Origin of the sequence: Halomonas sp. A40-4, assembly GCF_015767635.1 — a bacterium.
Lineage (GTDB): Bacteria > Pseudomonadota > Gammaproteobacteria > Pseudomonadales > Halomonadaceae > Vreelandella > Vreelandella janggokensis.
On the sequence record NZ_CP065230.1, the window covers coordinates 1,564,265 to 1,581,613 of the forward strand.

At 57.5% G+C, this 17,349-nt stretch carries 16 protein-coding genes; 8 read left to right on the top strand and 8 right to left on the bottom strand.

The genetic code is table 11. From position 1 onward, the window contains the following. Window positions 1-247: 247 nt before the first annotated feature. Entirely contained in the window at window positions 248-1,252 is a 1,005-nt protein-coding gene (gene gap / locus IT895_RS07320; RefSeq protein ID WP_085919889.1) for a type I glyceraldehyde-3-phosphate dehydrogenase, read from the top strand. A 9-nt stretch (window positions 1,253-1,261) separates the two neighbouring features. Here gap and IT895_RS07325 read toward each other — a convergent pair whose 3' ends face one another. From IT895_RS07325 to IT895_RS07350, 6 genes are all read right to left on the bottom strand, one after another. Then, window positions 1,262-2,311, bottom strand: coding sequence for a LacI family DNA-binding transcriptional regulator (locus tag IT895_RS07325; RefSeq protein ID WP_233337392.1), 1,050 nt, complete (start codon window positions 2,309-2,311; stop codon window positions 1,262-1,264). 137 nt (window positions 2,312-2,448) lie between these two features. After that, complete coding sequence (locus tag IT895_RS07330) at window positions 2,449-3,555, bottom strand: ABC transporter ATP-binding protein (RefSeq protein WP_199285136.1); 1,107 nt, start codon at window positions 3,553-3,555, stop codon at window positions 2,449-2,451. Window positions 3,556-3,618: 63 nt separating this feature from the next. After that, window positions 3,619-5,244 carry an alpha-glucosidase family protein gene (locus tag IT895_RS07335; protein WP_199285137.1) on the bottom strand — a complete coding sequence of 542 codons (1,626 nt, stop codon included), beginning with the start codon at window positions 5,242-5,244 and terminating at the stop codon, window positions 3,619-3,621. 30 nt (window positions 5,245-5,274) lie between these two features. Next, window positions 5,275-6,117, bottom strand: a complete 843-nt coding sequence (locus IT895_RS07340) for a carbohydrate ABC transporter permease (protein ID WP_085919885.1) — start codon at window positions 6,115-6,117, stop codon at window positions 5,275-5,277. Beyond that, window positions 6,114-7,100 (bottom strand): carbohydrate ABC transporter permease, encoded by a 987-nt coding sequence (locus IT895_RS07345; protein WP_199285138.1) that lies wholly within the window; start codon window positions 7,098-7,100, stop codon window positions 6,114-6,116. Before IT895_RS07345 ends, IT895_RS07340 begins: the two co-directional genes overlap by 4 nt. 14 nt (window positions 7,101-7,114) lie before the next feature. Beyond that, window positions 7,115-8,386, bottom strand: coding sequence for an ABC transporter substrate-binding protein (locus IT895_RS07350; protein WP_085919883.1), 1,272 nt, complete (start codon window positions 8,384-8,386; stop codon window positions 7,115-7,117). A gap of 391 nt (window positions 8,387-8,777) precedes the next feature. Between IT895_RS07350 and IT895_RS07355 the strand changes: the two genes are divergently transcribed. From IT895_RS07355 to IT895_RS07385, 7 genes are all read left to right on the top strand, one after another. Continuing rightward, entirely contained in the window at window positions 8,778-10,322 is a 1,545-nt protein-coding gene (locus IT895_RS07355; RefSeq protein WP_199285139.1) for a carbohydrate porin, read from the top strand. A gap of 191 nt (window positions 10,323-10,513) precedes the next feature. Then, on the top strand, window positions 10,514-11,038 hold the full coding sequence (locus IT895_RS07360; RefSeq protein ID WP_199285140.1) for a DUF3455 domain-containing protein: 525 nt from the start codon (window positions 10,514-10,516) through the stop codon (window positions 11,036-11,038). A gap of 115 nt (window positions 11,039-11,153) precedes the next feature. After that, window positions 11,154-11,708, top strand: coding sequence for a sigma-70 family RNA polymerase sigma factor (locus IT895_RS07365; RefSeq protein ID WP_233337418.1), 555 nt, complete (start codon window positions 11,154-11,156; stop codon window positions 11,706-11,708). Next, on the top strand, window positions 11,705-12,421 hold the full coding sequence (locus IT895_RS07370) for an anti-sigma factor (RefSeq protein ID WP_085919879.1): 717 nt from the start codon (window positions 11,705-11,707) through the stop codon (window positions 12,419-12,421). The genes IT895_RS07365 and IT895_RS07370 overlap by 4 nt, the downstream gene beginning before the upstream one ends. 505 nt (window positions 12,422-12,926) lie before the next feature. Then, window positions 12,927-14,432, top strand: a complete 1,506-nt coding sequence (gene zwf / locus IT895_RS07375; protein ID WP_085919878.1) for a glucose-6-phosphate dehydrogenase — start codon at window positions 12,927-12,929, stop codon at window positions 14,430-14,432. A 1-nt stretch (window position 14,433) separates the two neighbouring features. Then, window positions 14,434-15,099 carry a 6-phosphogluconolactonase gene (pgl, locus tag IT895_RS07380; protein WP_199285141.1) on the top strand — a complete coding sequence of 222 codons (666 nt, stop codon included), beginning with the start codon at window positions 14,434-14,436 and terminating at the stop codon, window positions 15,097-15,099. A gap of 41 nt (window positions 15,100-15,140) precedes the next feature. After that, window positions 15,141-15,803 (top strand): bifunctional 4-hydroxy-2-oxoglutarate aldolase/2-dehydro-3-deoxy-phosphogluconate aldolase, encoded by a 663-nt coding sequence (locus tag IT895_RS07385; RefSeq protein WP_085919876.1) that lies wholly within the window; start codon window positions 15,141-15,143, stop codon window positions 15,801-15,803. A 33-nt stretch (window positions 15,804-15,836) separates the two neighbouring features. Here the strand turns inward: IT895_RS07385 and IT895_RS07390 are convergent, their stop codons facing one another. Both IT895_RS07390 and IT895_RS07395 read right to left on the bottom strand, forming a co-directional pair. Next, window positions 15,837-16,718: an SMP-30/gluconolactonase/LRE family protein gene (locus IT895_RS07390; RefSeq protein WP_199285142.1), complete on the bottom strand. Its 882-nt coding sequence runs from the start codon at window positions 16,716-16,718 to the stop codon at window positions 15,837-15,839. Continuing rightward, window positions 16,715-17,326, bottom strand: a complete 612-nt coding sequence (locus IT895_RS07395; protein WP_199285143.1) for a 2-dehydro-3-deoxy-6-phosphogalactonate aldolase — start codon at window positions 17,324-17,326, stop codon at window positions 16,715-16,717. The genes IT895_RS07390 and IT895_RS07395 overlap by 4 nt, the downstream gene beginning before the upstream one ends. Between the last annotated feature and the right edge of the window lie 23 nt (window positions 17,327-17,349).

Genomic DNA, 17,349 nt, shown 5'->3' on the forward strand with positions numbered 1-17,349 from the left:
GGCGCTGCGCTGGATATTGAAATTGCAGGCTATTAAGTTGTGGACTACGATAGCGTCTATATAGTAATTTTACTACATATTGATTGATGGTTTGCCTTTTTGGAGGCTTGAGACACACCGACGACCCCAATAAGGTGCTTAACTACGTATTTTTAGTAATTTTTTACGAAATATACAATTGGTTATGTAGCAAAAAATCAGCTATGTATTTTTGTTACAAACGTTCTCTGCAAAGGTGAGGTGCTCCATGACAACAAGAGTCGCTATCAACGGTTTCGGTCGGATTGGCCGTAACGTATTACGCGCCCTCTATGAAAACGGCTACCGTGATCGTATGCAGGTCGTTGCGATCAACGACCTGGGCGATCCGTCGCTTAACTCCCACCTGCTTCGCCATGACACCGTCCACGGTCACTTTCCCTATTCTGTCGATCATGACGCGGAAAGCATCAGCGTCGACGGCGACCGCATCGCGATCTCCTCCGAGCGGGATCCTGCTAAATTGCCCTGGGCGTCGATGGACATCGATATCGTCATGGAATGCACCGGCTTATTCACCAAGCGTGAAGCGGCAGCCAAGCATATTGAGGCGGGTGCCAAGCGCGTATTGATCTCGGCCCCCAGCCCTGATGCCGATGCCATGATTGTTTACGGCGTCAATGAAGAGACGCTCACCGCCGACCATAAAGTGGTCTCGAATGCCTCCTGCACAACGAATTGCCTGGCACCGGTTGCCAAGGCGTTAAACGATGCCGTGGGTATCGAGAATGGCCTGATGACGACGGTGCATGCCTATACCAACGACCAGAATCTGTCGGATGTCTATCACACTGACCCCTACCGGGCGCGCAGTGCAACCCAGTCGATGATTCCGACCAAGACCGGCGCCGCGGCTGCCGTTGGCAAGGTGCTGCCCGAGCTTGAGGGGAAATTCGATGGCCTGGCGGTTCGGGTGCCGGTGATCAACGTCTCGCTGGTGGACCTGACCTTCACCGCTGGCCGTGACACCACTGCAGAAGAGATCAACGCGGTTGTTGAAAAAGCGGCTGTCAATTCACCGGTCTTGGCGGTCAACGCGCAGCCATTGGTGTCTATCGATTTCAACCACGACGCCAACTCGTCCACGTTCGATACCAACCATACCCGGGTGAACGGGCGGCTGGTGAAAATCATGGCCTGGTACGACAACGAGTGGGGCTTCTCCAACCGCATGCTGGATACCGCAGAAGCCATGCAGGCTGCCGCCAAGTAATCCAACGGATCAGGGGCAGGTATCGCCGAGCAACAGCTCCGTTTTCAACAGTTGTTGCTCGGCAGGCAACAGGCCGAGAATCATCTGTGCCGCGACCCGTCCCTTGCCTTCGCTATCCTGACGAACGGTGGTTAAACGAGGAGCGCGGTACTGGCCCTCTGCAATGCCGTCAAACCCGGTAATCCTCAGATCTTCAGGCACCCGAATGCCGCGCTGTTCGGCCAACGTCAGCGCCGTCAGGGCAATGCGATCCGACATGCACAGCAGCAGGTCGGGCCGCTGATGCTCAGGTTGGTCGAGCAACTCTGCCAACACCGGCCCGCACACCTCGAACGTATTCTCCTCAATATTCCACAGCGGTACTTGTTGTGTATCCACCCCGTGTTCGCTGAGTGCGGTATGGAAACCTTCCAGCCGTGCGCGGCTGATCGTACTGGTATTGGGCAGCAGGGTGTGCTCGGGCGTCACGCGACCGTTGCAGGCTTCTTTAGTCAACCGTAGGTTGATGATGGCCGGGCGCCTAGGTTGTTGTTTCAGGGCATGACAGGCGATGTGATAGCTGGCCTCGCTATCGTCGATGTGCACCGTTGGGCAGTCATCCACATCAAAGTCCACGGACACGATCGGACGCTGCGCCGGTAGTCGATTCAACAGCTGATTGTTGGGCATCAAGCCGTAGACAATAAAACCGTCGGCAATATTCGCCGAGCCGGCCGGCTGTGAGTCGTGCCCCCGCCCTGGCAAGAGCAACAAGGTGTGCCCATGGGCGTCGAGCACCTCGGCGACGCCGGATAAAAATTCACTGGCCACCGCATCATTCAAGCTGTAAGTGAGACTCTCCGCCAGCACCACGGCGATGATCCGTGAGCGTCCGGTACGCAAGCTGCGGGCCTTGGCATCAGGGCCGCTATAGCCCAGACGGGCCGCCTCACTCAAGATGCGTTCGCGTAGGGTGGGAGATAGCTGGTCCGGCCGGTTAAAGGCGTTGGAAATGGAGGCAGTCGAGACGCCGAGTTCACGGGCAAGGTCCTTGAGCGTCATTCGGCGGGGTGGTGTCACGGGTTTTCCTATGCAAACTAATGATGAGACGTCCATTCTCAAGAATACCGACCCACGCTGTCTCCCGACAAGCCTTGCCTCATAATGCTTGTCGCGATCGGCGTGGGTCAGTAAGTGGAGTGGTCAAGGTGTGCCGATTAAGCGGCCTGTCGTTGAGCAGGCAAATCCAGGGCGGCACCGCCCTCGTCGAACAGGTGAACATGCTGGGTGTCAGGCACCAGCGCGACGTGCTGCCCCAGTTTCCACTGGCTCGGGGCTTCGCTGCGATGGATCAATAGCGTATCCCCTGCTTTTGGGTCCAGATATACGTAGACTTCGTTACCCAGGTATTCCACGTTGACGATTTCGAAGCGATTGTCTCCAGAAGGTTCTGCCAAGCGGAGGTGTTCCGGGCGCACGCCAATACTGAGCGGGGCACTTTGCGGCTGCGCCCTTGCATCCTGTGGCAAGGCAAGTTCGCCGACTCCAGCAGCGAGTACCCGGCAGCCATTGTCATCGTTTGCCAGCAGTTGGGCAGGTATGAAATTCATGGTGGGCGAGCCGATGAACCCGGCAACGAATTTGGTCGCGGGGCGTTGGTAAAGCTCTTGAGGGCTGCCCACCTGTTCGACATGGTCGCCGTTGAGCACCACGATCTTGTCGGCGAGGGTCATGGCTTCCACCTGGTCGTGGGTCACGTAAATCATGGTGGAGCCCAGGCGATAATGCAGACGCGCGATCTCGTTGCGCATTTGCACGCGCAGCGAGGCATCGAGGTTGGAAAGCGGCTCATCGAACAGCAGAATACGTGGCTCCCGGGCCATGGCACGCCCCATGGCCACACGCTGACGCTGTCCACCGGAAAGCGCCTTGGGTTTGCGGTGCAGTAGCTCCTCCAGCTGCAGGATGCGCGCCGTCGCCATCACGCGGTCGTCGATAGTTTCCTTGGTCTTTTTCGCCAGCTTTAGGCCGAAGGCCATGTTCTCGTAGACCGACATGTGCGGGTAGAGCGCGTAGGACTGGAAGACCATGCCGACACCGCGTTCACGTGGTGGTAAGTCGTTGACCACAGTGTCGTCGATACGTAAATCGCCATCGGTAATCGACTCAAGACCGGCAATCAGGCGTAGCAGGGTGGATTTACCGCAGCCCGATGGGCCGACGAAAACGACGAATTCGCCGTCGCCGATTTCAAGGTCGACATCGTCGATGATGTGGTCGCGGCCAAACACCTTGTTGATTTTTTCAAGCGTAACACTTGCCATGGGTGACTCCTTGCCAACCTCAAGGCCTGTGCCCCGGGTTGGCCTGTTGTTGTTTAAAACGGTCTAGGCGGTGCGCATAAAGGCCGCCTGGTAAGCAGGGAGCCTCAGCCGGTTGCTGTCGCGCTGATAGTTGAAGCCATGACCATCGAGGTCGCCGGCCACCGTAACGGGGAGCGAGACCTCTTGCGCTTGGCCGGTCAGGTTGAAAACGCACAGCAGGGATTCGTCGTCGTGTTGACGGGTAAAGCCCAGTAGGTCATCGCCCACGTCGACCAGCGTCAAATTGCCATCAAACAGCGCAGCGTGCTGGCGACGAAACGCCAGCAACTGGCGTGTGGCATTAAGGGGGGACGCCGGGTCGCCCTGTTGCTGACTGACGGCAAGCTCGCGATGTCGTGGCGAGATCGGCAGCCATGGCTCAGCGCTTGAAAAGCCAGCCTGTGGCGAACCATCCCAGGGCATCGGGGTGCGACAGCCATCGCGGCCCTTGAACTCGGGCCATAGCACCTTGCCATAGGGATCCTGAATGCGTTCAAAGGGGACGTCGGCTTCGGGAAGGCCAAGCTCTTCGCCCTGGTAAAGGCAGACGCTGCCACGTAGTGAAAACAGCATCGCCAGGGCAACTTTAGGATAAGCCGTTGGGTCTTCGTCAGCGCCCCAGCGCGAGGCACTGCGCTCAACATCGTGATTCGAGGTGGCCCAGCACGGCCAGGCATCGCCCGCCAGCCGCTGGAAACGCTCGATCACTTCACGTAGATACGCAGCGGAATGCGGCTTGTTGAGCAGGTCAAAGGTATAAGCCATGTGCAGCTTGTCGCCGCCTGCGGTGTACTCGGCCATGCGCTCCAGCGGATTGTCATCGCCAATTTCACCCACAGTCGTGGTGCCGGGGTACTCATCCATCAGAGCGCGCAGGTCTTTAAGGAAGTCGAGATTTTCCGGGCGGCTGAGATCATAAACATGACGTTGCCAGGTATACGGATTGCTGTCCGGGGCGCCCAGGGTTTTGGCTTCGCCTTTGGGAACAGGCGGGTTGTCGCGTAACGCCGCGTCATGGAAGAAAAAGTTGACCGTGTCCAGGCGGAAGCCATCGACACCCAGCTCCAGCCAGAAGCGCATATTATCCAGCTGGGCCTGACGTGCTTCCGGGTTATGGAAGTTGACGTCCGGCTGGCTGGTTAAAAAGTTATGCATGTAATACTGCTGGCGGCGTGGCTCAAAGGTCCATGCCGGCCCGCCAAAAATCGACAGCCAGTTGTTGGGTGGCGTGCCGTCTGGCTTGGGGTCTGCCCATACAAACCAGTCGGCCTTGGGGTTGGTGCGATCCTGACGGCTTTCCTGAAACCAGGCATGCTGATCCGAGGTATGGCTGATGACCTGGTCGATCATCACTTTCAGGCCAAGCCTGTGCGCTTTGGCCAGCAGCGCCTTGAAGTCGTCCAGGGTGCCGAACATCGGATCAACGTCGCGGTAGTTGCTGATGTCGTAGCCGAAGTCGAGCATTGGCGAGGTAAAGAAAGGCGATAGCCAGATACCGTCGACATTGAGTGATGCTACATAGTCGAGCTTTTCAGTAACGCCGGGTAAATCACCGATACCGTCACCGCGGCTGTCCATGAAGCTGCGCGGATAAATCTGATAGATAACGCCGCCGCGCCACCAGGCTTTTGTGTCTTGGGTATCTTGCATGAGAGAGTCCGTTGATGACATTAAAAATCCTTAGCCTTTGACGGCGCCAGCGGTGAGTCCAGAGACGATGCGGCGTTGGAAGATGATCACCAGCACCACCAGCGGAACTGTTACCACGACAGACGCAGCCATGATGGGGCCCCAGGGCAATTCGTAGGCGCTGCCGCCGGACAGCAGGGCGATCGCCACCGGTACGGTGCGCTGGGTGTCGGTCAGGGTGAAGGTAAGCGCGAACAGAAACTCGTTCCACGCGGCAATAAAGGCGAGCAGCCCGGTGGTCGCCATGGCAGGCCACATCAGGGGTAAAAACACCTTGGTAATGGTGATCCACGGTGTGGCGCCATCCATGATGGCGGCTTCTTCAAGTTCCATGGGGAGCTGCTTCATGAAGGTGGTCAGCACCCACACCGTGAAGGGCAGGGTGAAGATGGTGTAACTCAAGATCAGCCCGGCCGGGTTGTTGTAGAGGTTGAGCGTGCGGATAACTTCAAACAGCCCGGAGAGCACTGCCACCTGGGGAAACATCGATACCCCCAGAATGACCAGCAATACCGTTGAGCGCCCGCGAAAACGTACGCGACCCAGGGCATAGGAGGCCGTGATACCCAGCAACAGGGCGATAAATACCACGCTGGTCGCCACCACAATGGAGTTCAAGATGGCGCGTAAAAAGCTGGCTTGGGTCAATACTTGAACATAGTTGCCCAGGTGCCAGGAAGAAGGCCATAGCTCGACACGGAACAGCTCGCTCGATGGCTTGAACGAGGTAATCACGGCGTAATAAAACGGGAAGACGGCGTAAACCATGATCAGCACGATTAGTGCCCAGAAGCCGATCTGCTTGGCTATTTTACTCAACTGACGTGCGTTCATGCCTCACCTCCCAGTTGTAGTTGCTTGCGGCCAGCATAGATGTAGGCAACGGTTGCCAAGGCAATAATCAGGAACAGCAGGGTGGACGCCGCGCTGCCATAACCGACGTCCTGGAACTCAACCAGCTGTTGGCGTGCATACACCGACATGGACATGGTGCTGGTGGAATTCGAGGTCAGTACGTAGATGACATCGAACACCCGCAGCGCGTCGAGCAGACGGAAAATCACCGCCACCATCAAGGCAGGCGTTATCAGTGGCAGCGTTACCTTGAAAAACACCCGCACTGGATGAATGCCGTCGACCTCGGCGGCCTCGTAACAGTCCTTGGGCAGCATCTGCAGCGCAGCAAGCACCAGCAGGGCGACAAACGGAGTGGTTTTCCAGACATCGACCATGATCACTGCCCACATCGAGTAGGTGGCGCTGGCGGTCCAGGCAATAGGGTTGTCGATGACGCCGATCCCCATCAGCATGTGGTTGATGATGCCGAACTGGTCGTTGAGCATCCATGCCCACATTTGCGCCGAGACGATGGTGGGGATGGCCCAGGGAATCAGTACGGCGGCACGCACAATGGTGCGCCCTTTAAACTCCGCGTTGAGAATCAGCGCGACGATGACGCCAAAGACAACCTCAAGCGATACCGACACCACCGAGAAATAGACGGTGTTCCATACCGACTGCCACCATACGGGGTCGGCCATGATGCCAAACCAGCGGCCGTTATCGTGAACCAGATAGTTTTCAAAGCCGATGAAGTTGGCTGTGCCCAGGTCAGACAGTGAGGCGTCGGTAAAACTTAAAAAGAAGGTGCGAAATAAAGGCCAGCCAGCCACCAGGGCTAGCGCGACCAGCATGGGCGTCAGGAATAACCAGGCCGCTTTGACGCGCTGGCGCCGCACCTTGGTGCCGCGAGAGCGCCGCGCCGTCAATGCGGCTGTGCGCGCCCCATCGAGCGAGCTTGAGTGAGAAGTCGTCATTAGGCTCTCCAGCGTTACCAGTTACGACGCTTCAAACGGAGAAGCTCGTTTTCCAGGTCCTCAACGGCTTGGGCGCCATCTTTCGTGCCTGACAGTACTTCGTGTGAAGCGCTAAAGAAGGCGTTGCTCACCCGGCCGTAGGCATCACCGGTGGGAGCTGACGGGCGTGCCACCGCATTGGTGAACGTCTCGTAAAGGGTGCCGAAGAAGGGGACGGCGTCGAGCACCTCTTCATCCTGGTAGAGCGCATCGATAGTGGGGTTATAAGAGGCTTCAATGGCGCGTCGCTTCTGCTCTTCTTCGCTGGTCAGAAAGGCGACGAGCTCGGCGGCCAGTTCAGGGTTTTCGGTGTAGCGTGATACCGCCAGGTTCCAGCCACCCAGGCCAGCGGCGCTTTTACCGTCTTCGCCGCCCGCCGGTAACTGGGTGACGCCAACCTTATCGCGCACGTCGCTGTCTTCGCTCTGAGCCAGCGCCCAGGCGTAGGGCCAGTTACGCATGAACACCGCGTTGCCGCTCTGGAACACACCACGGGCCTCTTCTTCGGTGTAATTGAGCACGCCATTGGGCGAGATGTCCCCGATCCACGATGCGGCAAGGTCGAGGGCTTCGGCGGCCTGCGGGTTATTGATGCTGATAGTACCGTCGGCCTCGACAATGTTGCCGCCACCGTGGCTAGCTACCCATTCAAGGGCGTTCACCGTCAAGCCTTCATAGGCGCGTCCCTGGAAGACATAGCCCTGCATGCGGTCGTTGCCTGCCTCGCGCTCGGCCTGTTTGATCTCGCGGGCGGTCTCGGTAAGTTCTTGCCAGGTGGTGGGCACGTCATGACCATGTTTTTCGAGCAGATCTTCGCGGTAGTAGAGCACGCCCGCGTCGGTAAACCACGGCATGGCGACCAGCCGGTCGTCGATGGTGTTGTTGGTCACGATGGTCTCGAAATGCCCAGCAGCGACGTCATTACCCAGCACTTCGCGCAAATCCAGCAGGTGGTTGGCCAACAGGCCCGGCCAGACAACGTCAATTTGCATCACATCGATATCGCTGGAATTAGCCGACAAGATCTGCTGATAAAGCGATAACCGCTCGGTGGATGAGTTGGGTGTCGAGACCACATCGACCTCATGACCGGTTTTTTCTTCCCACGCTTCAATGCCTTCTTCACAAAGCGTCAGTTCGGCACCCACAGCACCGCATGAAATGGTCAGGTCAGCCGCCTGGGCCTGACTGATGCCACCGGTTGCGCTGGCGAGTGCAATGGCGGTCGTTAAAAGCGTTTTTTTCATGATGGTTCCTCGGCGTTTGTTGTTGTCGGGTAGCGCACCGTTCAAGCCCGTCGAATTTGAACTTAAACGATTAAGTTGATGCGCCTAGTTAGCCGCCTCTTGCCAGCAAGTTCAATAGAGACTTTTGTCTAATTATTTATTCAGGTTGTGCTAACCCGATGCTTGGTGTTTAGACATTGGTCGATAATTAGTGATTACTGGTTGGTTTACGAAGTCTTAATCGATTAAGTTTCACGTATTCCAGCGTTTTGGTTGGTAGCAACAGTTGCTTTACCAACTGTTGGAATAAATACGCTTTACAACGATCGACTCAAACGCGACCGCTTTAATGCGCATCGGATTGAAAAAGCAGTGATGGGCGGGGCGTCGAACAACAACAGGGTTTAAAACAATGGATAAAATGACTTTCAAAACACCGCTGGCGATTGCCATCGCCGCCGCCAGCCTGGGTGTCAGCGGTGCGGCCATGGCCGATACCACCATGGAAGAGCGGCTTGCCGAGTTGGAAGCCCGGATTATCGCCGCTGAACAGCGGGCCGTCGCCGCCGAGCAGCGTGCCGCCGAGGCTGAACAGCAGCGCGCCGCAACCGCCGATATTGAAAGCGATGCTGAAATTGAAGAGCGTCTGGCAAGGGTAGAGCGCTATGCTGATGGCGAAGAAGGGTTTTCATTCAATGTCTACGCGCGCTCGGGCCTGTTGATCGGTGAAGATGGCAAAAGTGCAGAGGGTGGCCCTTACGTCACCCCTGCAGGCCCTGAAGGCGGCGCGGTGGGTCGCTTGGGTAACGAGCCAGATACCTATGCCGAAGCGATTCTGAACTACCGCATGCGTTTCGATAACGGTGCCAAAGCGCTATACCGCACCATGATTGCCGACGGCACCACCTCGAGCAATGACTGGACTGGCGGCGAGTCGGATATCAACGTCCGTCAGGTATATGCCGAATTCAGCGATCTACCGAGCTTCACCGGTGCGTTTGAAAATGCCTCCATCTGGGCCGGTAAACGTTTTGACCGCGACAACTTCGACATCCACTGGCTGGATAGCGATGTGGTCTTCCTCGCCGGTACCGGCGGCGGTATTTACGACATGCAGCTGGCCGATAACTGGAAATCCAACCTGTCGATTTACGGCCGCAGCTTTGCCGACTTTGACGTGGTTAGCAGTGAAGACCCCGGCCTGAAAGGCAATACCGATAACCTGATCCTGACTTCCAACAACTACTTTGGTAACTGGCAGTGGATGGTCAACGGCATGTCGGCAGCCGATAACGACACCCGTGATATCGGGTCAGGTCAGGAAGCTGCCGAAAATGGTTTCCACACCATGGTAGCCTATCACGGCGACAGCTTCTTCGGCATGGGCGAGGGCAGTTATAAAGCGGCGGTGCTGCATGGCCAGGGCCTGGGCGCCGAGACGAAAAACATCGGCGCCAACGGTGATTTGACCGATGATGCCAACTCAACCCGTCTAGCGCTTTATGGGACTACCTATCTTGCACCCAAATGGCGTATTGCGCCCTCAGTGCTTGCTGAAACCAGCGAAGACCGTTTTGCAGAAGGCGATTCGTATGACTGGGCCACGCTCAACGTCCGCTTGGCCAACGAGCTGACTGAAAACTTCGAAATGCAGTACGAAGCGAGTTATCAATGGATGGATTTAGATCCTCAAGGCTACGGTCAGCGTAATGAGGTTGATGGGGGCTACAGCAAGTTCACCATTGCGCCGACCTTCAAGCCTGAAGTCGGTGGCTTTTGGAAGCGCCCCGAAATTCGTTTCTTTACGACCTGGAGCGACTGGGATGATGACTTGAACGGTTATCTGCAAAACGATGCGACTGATGCCGGCGGCAACGATATTTCAGACTCTTTCGGTCAGTCAGGCTTTACAGGAGGTGAATGGACCTTTGGCGTACAAAGCGAGATATGGTTCTAAGCTAGTAAGCCTGGCAGAAGGCCAGGCCGCTTGTTGTTTCTCCGTTTCTGTTTGCCCGCGACACGTCGCGGGCTTTTTTTACGTTTTTTAGAAATATTATGAATTGACTGCATCCAAAAGGCTTCCTCACGGGTATTCCCTATACAGCTGCTATGAAAGGCAACTGATATTTAACCCTTAGGAGACTGAAAATGACCATTCATCATCTAACGCGCGCTACCTTGGCCGCCACTCTGATTGCATCCTTCAGTCACGCTGCGTTGGCAGACATGACGCCCGCGGATGTCCAGGTACCGGACGGCAATGCCGTTGCGCTCGAAACTGTCGGTGTTGGCGCAATCACGTATATGTGTGAAATGAACGACGACGACACCATGGCTTGGGTATTTAAAGGCCCGCACGCTGCACTTAATGATAGCGACGGTAGCCAGGTCGGCAGTTACTACGGTCCGCCCGCCACCTGGGAAGCGTTGGATGGCTCAAAAGTAACCGGCACCCAACTGGCTACGGCTGCCAATGGAGATGGCAACATTCCGCTCCAGCTTGTTGAAGCCAACCCCGCTGAAGGTGAAGGTGCAATGACTGGCGTCAGCTACATCCAGCGCCTGAACACCCAGGGTGGCGTTGCTCCAGATGTGGCCTGCGATATGGATCATGACGGTGCCACCGCCGTCGTTACCTACCAAGCCGATTACATCTTCTGGGCGGCTGAATAAGTCGGCTGGAACGCCAATTACGCTGAGGACTCGTTTGTCGAGCCCTCAGCGGCTATGCTGTCTGAGAGTACGACTGGCGTCGGTGCCGTCACCAGGGAGCTAGGGTTTGACTGACGTGTCCTCAGAATTTGATCATGCTGGCGCATTAGCGAGATGTGCTCGCGGCGAGCATGATGCCTTGCACCAGCTATACGTCCATGAAGGTGCCAGGCTGCTGGGTGTTGTCTTAAGAATCGTCAAGGATCGTGGCATGGCCGAAGATATTGTCCACGATGCCTGCATTAATATTTGGCAACGCGCCAATAGCTTCGACCCAGCCAAAGGGTCGGCGCGAACATGGATATTCAGCGTGGCGCGCCATCAGGCATTAAACGCCATACGTTACCGTGATCGTGAAATCACGTTTGATAGTAATGACCCCACCGAGATAGACCTCGACGAACATTTCCAGCATTCGTCCGTTGTCGAAGACGCTTTCGATTGGCAGACCGGCCAGCGCATGGATGACTGTCTGCATCAGTTAGAGACCGAGCGGCGAAACTGTGTGCTACATGCGTATGTGGATGGTCTCAGTCACGCGGAAATTTCCGCGCACACGGGTGCGCCGCTGGGTACCGTTAAAGCCTGGATAAAACGCAGCCTGCTGCGCCTAAGGGAGTGTATGGCATGACCGGTCCCATTGAGCACGACGACCACGCCCTGGCAGGTGAATACGTACTGGGAACACTATCGTTGGCACAGCGTAAGGCAGTCGAAGCGCGACTCAAAAACGAGCCGGAATTACTCCGGGCTGTGATGGCGTGGGAAGAACGCTTCATGCCCTATACTGCGCTGACTCAGCCAGTAAGGCCTTCTGACTATTTATGGCCACGTATCGAACGCAGCCTTGATGCTTCGCATGACCCAGAACCAGAGAGCGTGATGCCACCGCCACGCCGTCGCTGGGTCAACCACCTGCCGTTTTGGCAGGGGGCCGCCGGTATCGGCATGGCCGCTGCGTTAGTGTTGGGCGTGGTGTTGACCAATGTGTCTACCACGCCCACAACGCCGGAATACATGGTCGTACTGCTGGCTCCGCAAAGTCAGTCCGCCGGCTGGGTGGTGCAGGCGTCAACCCGCCAGGACATCGAGCTGATACCGTTGGGTACCTTTGAAGTACCGGAAGGCAAGGCGCTGGAGTTCTGGACCAAGGCCGACGAATGGCAGGCCCCAGTATCGCTTGGCTTGGTAGAGCCGGGAGAGCCAATTCGCGTGCAGCTAGATAACCTGCCGCCGCTTGAGGACAACCAGCTGTTTGAGCTGACGCTGGAAGAAGAAACCGGCTCACCTACTGGCTTGCCTACTGGCCCTATCCAGTTTATTGGGCGCGCCGTGGAGATTTAGTTGTTTCATTAATAAACACCCGACCTTTGCCGGGTGTTTGCCTGCTGCTTCGCCCATGAAAACTCCCTAATCGATGCCGCTGCGTTCCAGTTCCAGGTTTCAGGCGTTCTCATTCTCATCATAGCGGCTACTTGGCCTTTTCCGGATACCTTTCCGATCCTCGTTATCACCTATCCTGATCGTCCGTTGATCAGCCACGAAGTGAAACCTCAGTTCTTGTCGGCGGTGTTGGCATTGCCCCTTGAGCAGGCTTGGCTACGCTTATTCATACCTGCACTGCCTCATTCTTCCGGGACGCAGAAGTCGTTTATATGGTGGGAATACTTGATGTGAAGAGCCGCCGCTATGTCATATTGCAACAGTGCAACACCATAATAGCGTTAAGGTAACGCTTGAAGGTTTTTTGTAGTAAAATTACACGAAATATTGCGTATAATACCTTTTTTCAGATAGATTTTAGGTAATCTAACAACATTAGATCATCTAATGGTCAACAGGAGCTGAGATGAGCCCGTCACCTGCTTCCCAGGGTGCCCCGTTGGGCGATCCGAATAACGCCATCGACCTAGCGCTGTTTGGCGCGCTGGGCGATTTGGCGATGCGCAAGCTGTTTCCTGCGCTCTACCACCTCGACCGTGAAGGATTAATGCCCGAAAGCACGCGTATTCTGGGGTTGGCACGCCAAGAGTATGAACCCGATGCGTTTCGTCAATTGGTTAGCGGTGCGCTGCAAAAACGGTTAAAAAAGGACGAGCAGGATAAAGAGAGCATGGAGCGCTTTCTAGATCGCCTCGATTACTTGAAGCTGGATTTCACCAGCGTGGAAGGCTTTGATGCCGTTCGACAATGGCGTGAGGGTTCGCCGCGCCCGATGGTGGTCTATCTGTCGGTGGGCGCTAAAATCTACGGCGATATCTGTCGAAACCTTCAGCAAAGCGGCAGCCTGGATGATGCCACGCGCGTCGTGGTGGAAAAGCCGATCGGTTTCGATCTGGCGTCTTCCGAGGAGATTAATGACGCCATTGGCGACGTCTTCCCCGAGTCGCGGGTGTATCGCATCGATCATTACCTGGGCAAAGAAACCGTTCAGAACCTGATTGCATTGCGCTTTGCCAACCCTTTGTTCGGCACCCAGTGGAACCAGAACCATATCTCCCATGTGGAAATCACCGTGGCCGAAAAAGTCGGCATTGAGGGCCGCTGGGGGTATTTCGACGAAGCCGGTCAGCTGCGCGACATGGTGCAGAACCACCTGCTGCAGTTGCTCTGCCTGATTGCCATGGACCCGCCCTCGAATCTGGACGCCGACGCCATTCGCGACGAAAAGGTCAAGGTGCTCAAGGCGCTCAAGCCGTTTACCGGCGAAGCCCTGGGTCGCGATGTGGTGCGCGGCCAGTACACGGCAGGCACCAGCGACGGCCAGCAGGTGCCGGGCTACCTGGAAGAAGAGGGCGCCAACACCGAGAGCCAGACGGAAACCTTTGTGGCGATGAAAACCGAGGTCGCCAACTGGCGCTGGGCGGGCGTGCCGTTCTATCTGCGTACCGGTAAACGCATGCCGGAGAAGCTGTCGCAGATCGTGATCCACTTCCGCCAGCAGCCGCACTATATCTTTGACCCGGATCAGCGCAATATCGCGGCCAACAAGTTGATCATCCGCTTGCAGCCGGAAGAGGGTATCGCGCTCCAGGTATTGACCAAGGACAGCGGCCTGGACAAAGGCATGCGCCTGCGCCCCGGCCCGCTGCATCTGGATTTCAACAACGCCTTCCCCAAATCGCGCATTCCCGATGCCTACGAACGGTTGCTGCTGGAAGTCATGAAAGGCCAGCAGTACCTGTTCGTGCGCCGTGACGAAGTCGAGCACGCCTGGCGCTGGTGCGATCAACTGATTGATGGCTGGAAGGCCCGGGAAACCCCACCGCGGCGTTATCCGGCAGGTTCCTGGGGGCCGGTCGCCTCCATTGCCATGATTACCCAGGATGGTCGCAGCTGGTACGAGGATTATTAACATGAGCGATGCACGCACACAGCTTGCCGAACAGTTGGCCGAGGCCGTTTTTCAAGCCTTGAACGACGACCTGGAACACCAGGAGAACGCCTTGTTGGTGGTCTCCGGCGGCTCGACGCCAGTCCCCTTTTTCAAAGCCCTGGCGGCCAAGCCGCTGCCCTGGGAGCGGGTGGAGATCACGCTGGCGGACGAGCGTTGGGTGGATGCACAGAGTGATGACAGCAACGCTAAATTGGTCCGCGAGCATTTGCTTCAGGGGGCAGCGGCGGCGGCCCATTTTGAACCCTTGACCAGCGACGCAGGCACTCCTGAAGAAGGCGTGCCTGATGTCAGCGAGCGTGCGCTATCGCTTAGCTGGCCGGCAAGCGTGGTGATCCTGGGCATGGGCGGCGACGGCCATACGGCCTCGCTTTTTCCTGACAGCCTGGAGCTTGGCCTGGCGCTCGCCACAGAGGAGCCGCTGGTCGCCGTGCGAACGCCCAGCCAACCGCAGCCACGCATCACGTTTTCGGCAGACCGGCTGCATCAGGCGCGCCGTCACATCTTACATATTACCGGCGACGATAAGCGGGCCGTGTTGGCCAAGGCACTGAGCGGGGACGACATGCGTCAACTGCCCATTCGTGCCTTTCTATCCTGCCCCTTGGCGATTTACTGGGCGCCTTAGCGCCAGGTTTTACAGATAATAATTTGCTTGGAGACTCACGCATGACCATCGATAAACAGCTGCCGTCGACCCGCACCGCAGAGCTGGACAGCATTTGCCTGAAAGCCGAAGTGATCCCGGTGATTACCATCGACCGCTTGGAAGACGCCGTGCCATTGGGCCGTGCCCTGGTCGAAGGTGGCCTGACCGTGCTGGAGATTACCCTGCGGACCGAGTGCGCGCTGGACGCCATCAAGCGCATGAAAGACGCCCTGCCCGGGGCGAGTATCGGCGTAGGCACGGTATTGACCCCTGCCCAGTATCGCCAGGCCGAGCAGGTCGGCGCTGACTTCGTGGTAACCCCAGGAGCGACCGAGGCGCTTTATCGCTACGGCGTGGAAAGCCCGGTGCCGATGCTGCCTGGCGTATCCACCATTTCGGAGCTGATGACCGGCTGGCAGTACGGCTATCGTCGGTTCAAGTTCTTCCCCGCCGAATCCAGCGGTGGCTCAAAAGCGATCAAGGCGTTTGGCGCGCCGATTCCGGAAGCACGCTTCTGCCCGACTGGCGGTATCACGGTGGATAACGCTGAAGAGTACCTCAAGCTGCCGAACGTCATGTGCGTGGGCGGCTCCTGGGTCACGCCCAAGGCGATGGTCGAGGCGGAAGACTGGGACGGCATCCGCGAACTGGCCCGCCAGGCCGCCGAACGCTTCCACCACTAACCTGAATCGCCCCGGACTTGCGCCGGGGCTTTTTTACTCAAGCGTCAGTAACGGATCGGCGAGGCCATGAACGCCTACGTTGGCCTTGAATAACCCGCCTGCCAGCGGCTCTTCGCGGCGCTGTGCGTCGCTGAATCCCTCCTGCGCCGTGGTGATATAGAGCGTTTCAAGGCCAGGGCCTGCAAACGCCGGGCAGGAGGGCTGGCTGACCGGCACATGCACTTCGTTAATCACCTGACCCGCGGTATCGAGCCGCACGACCTTACCCGCGCCCCAGAGGGCAAGCCACAGGCAGCCTTCGCTGTCGATCACCGCGCCGTCCGGGTTGCCTTCAAGCGCCGTGAAGTCCGCCCAGGCAACCGGTTCGCCCACTGGCCAGCCTTGGCTATCCAATGCCCAGCGCATCACGATGCCGGTGGCTGTGTCGGTAAAATACGCCGTGTCACCCATGGGTGAAAAGCAGACGGCATTGGGAATGGTCAGCCCGCTGCGCAGCCGAGTCAGCTCCCCACGATGCAACCGATAGAGGCTGCCCGCTTCGGGTTCGGCGGTCTTGCCCATGGTGGAAAGCCACAGGCTGCCGTGGCGGTCCACGCGGGCATCGTTGCTGCGCGTAACGGGGTTGTCGGCTTCAAAGTCGGCAAAATGCTCAAGGCGTTGCGTGGCCGGATTCAACAGGCTCAGGCTGTGCTCGCCGACCAGCATTAATCGACCATCGTTCAGCGGGGTCGCGAGCGATACCCTTTGCTCAAGCGGGTAATGGCCGTACTCGCCGTTTTCAAGTGACAGCCAGTGGAGGCATTTGCCCAGAATATCGCACCAGTAAAGCCGTCCGCTCCCGGCGTCCCACTGGGGGCCTTCGCCCAGCTCGCAGCGGCAATCCACCGCTAGTTCCGCCATCTTGTTGTGATTCATAAACGATCTCCTGCGGCTTGCCAGGCGTCTACCAGTGCCTGGGCCTGCTTGCCGACTTGCTGGGGCGTTTGCCCCGGTTGGTAAAGCGCGCTGCCCAGGCCTGCGCCATCCACGCCCGCGGCGCGCCAGGCGGCAAAATTGTCGATACCGATACCTCCCACCGCATATAGCAAGGTGTTAAGGGGCAGCACGGCGCGGACAGCCTTCATCCCCTCGATGCCCACCTGTACCGCCGGGAAGAGCTTTAGCCCGGTCGCACCGGCATCCAGGGCATCAAAGGCTTCGGAAGGCGTCACAATGCCTGGCCAACTGGCCATTGAGAGGCGATAGGATTCTTCAATGACGGCAGGGCGGCAGTTGGGCGAGACGGTCAATCGACCGCCTGCAGCATGAACATCACGTACCTGCTCAGCGCTTAATACCGTTCCCGCACCGATCAGCGCCTGGTCGCCAAAGGCGTCCGCCAGGCGCTGGATGCTGGTGAATGGGTCGGGGGAATTAAGCGGCACCTCGATTTGCGTGATGCCCGCATCAAGCAAGGCGCCGCCAACGGCCACCGCATCATCGGGCGTTACCCCACGTAAAATGCCAATTAAAGGCAGTGTCATAGCGCTCTCCTTGTTTAGCTGAT

Coding starts and splice junctions, on each gene's coding strand:
- gap (WP_085919889.1), top strand. CDS start 248: ATGACAACAAGAGTCGCTATCAACGGTTTCGGTCGGATTGGCCGTAAC.
- IT895_RS07330 (WP_199285136.1), bottom strand. CDS start 3,555: ATGGCAAGTGTTACGCTTGAAAAAATCAACAAGGTGTTTGGCCGCGAC.
- IT895_RS07335 (WP_199285137.1), bottom strand. CDS start 5,244: ATGCAAGATACCCAAGACACAAAAGCCTGGTGGCGCGGCGGCGTTATC.
- IT895_RS07340 (WP_085919885.1), bottom strand. CDS start 6,117: ATGAACGCACGTCAGTTGAGTAAAATAGCCAAGCAGATCGGCTTCTGG.
- IT895_RS07345 (WP_199285138.1), bottom strand. CDS start 7,100: ATGACGACTTCTCACTCAAGCTCGCTCGATGGGGCGCGCACAGCCGCA.
- IT895_RS07350 (WP_085919883.1), bottom strand. CDS start 8,386: ATGAAAAAAACGCTTTTAACGACCGCCATTGCACTCGCCAGCGCAACC.
- IT895_RS07355 (WP_199285139.1), top strand. CDS start 8,778: ATGGATAAAATGACTTTCAAAACACCGCTGGCGATTGCCATCGCCGCC.
- IT895_RS07360 (WP_199285140.1), top strand. CDS start 10,514: ATGACCATTCATCATCTAACGCGCGCTACCTTGGCCGCCACTCTGATT.
- IT895_RS07370 (WP_085919879.1), top strand. CDS start 11,705: ATGACCGGTCCCATTGAGCACGACGACCACGCCCTGGCAGGTGAATAC.
- zwf (WP_085919878.1), top strand. CDS start 12,927: ATGAGCCCGTCACCTGCTTCCCAGGGTGCCCCGTTGGGCGATCCGAAT.
- pgl (WP_199285141.1), top strand. CDS start 14,434: ATGAGCGATGCACGCACACAGCTTGCCGAACAGTTGGCCGAGGCCGTT.
- IT895_RS07385 (WP_085919876.1), top strand. CDS start 15,141: ATGACCATCGATAAACAGCTGCCGTCGACCCGCACCGCAGAGCTGGAC.
- IT895_RS07390 (WP_199285142.1), bottom strand. CDS start 16,718: ATGAATCACAACAAGATGGCGGAACTAGCGGTGGATTGCCGCTGCGAG.
- IT895_RS07395 (WP_199285143.1), bottom strand. CDS start 17,326: ATGACACTGCCTTTAATTGGCATTTTACGTGGGGTAACGCCCGATGAT.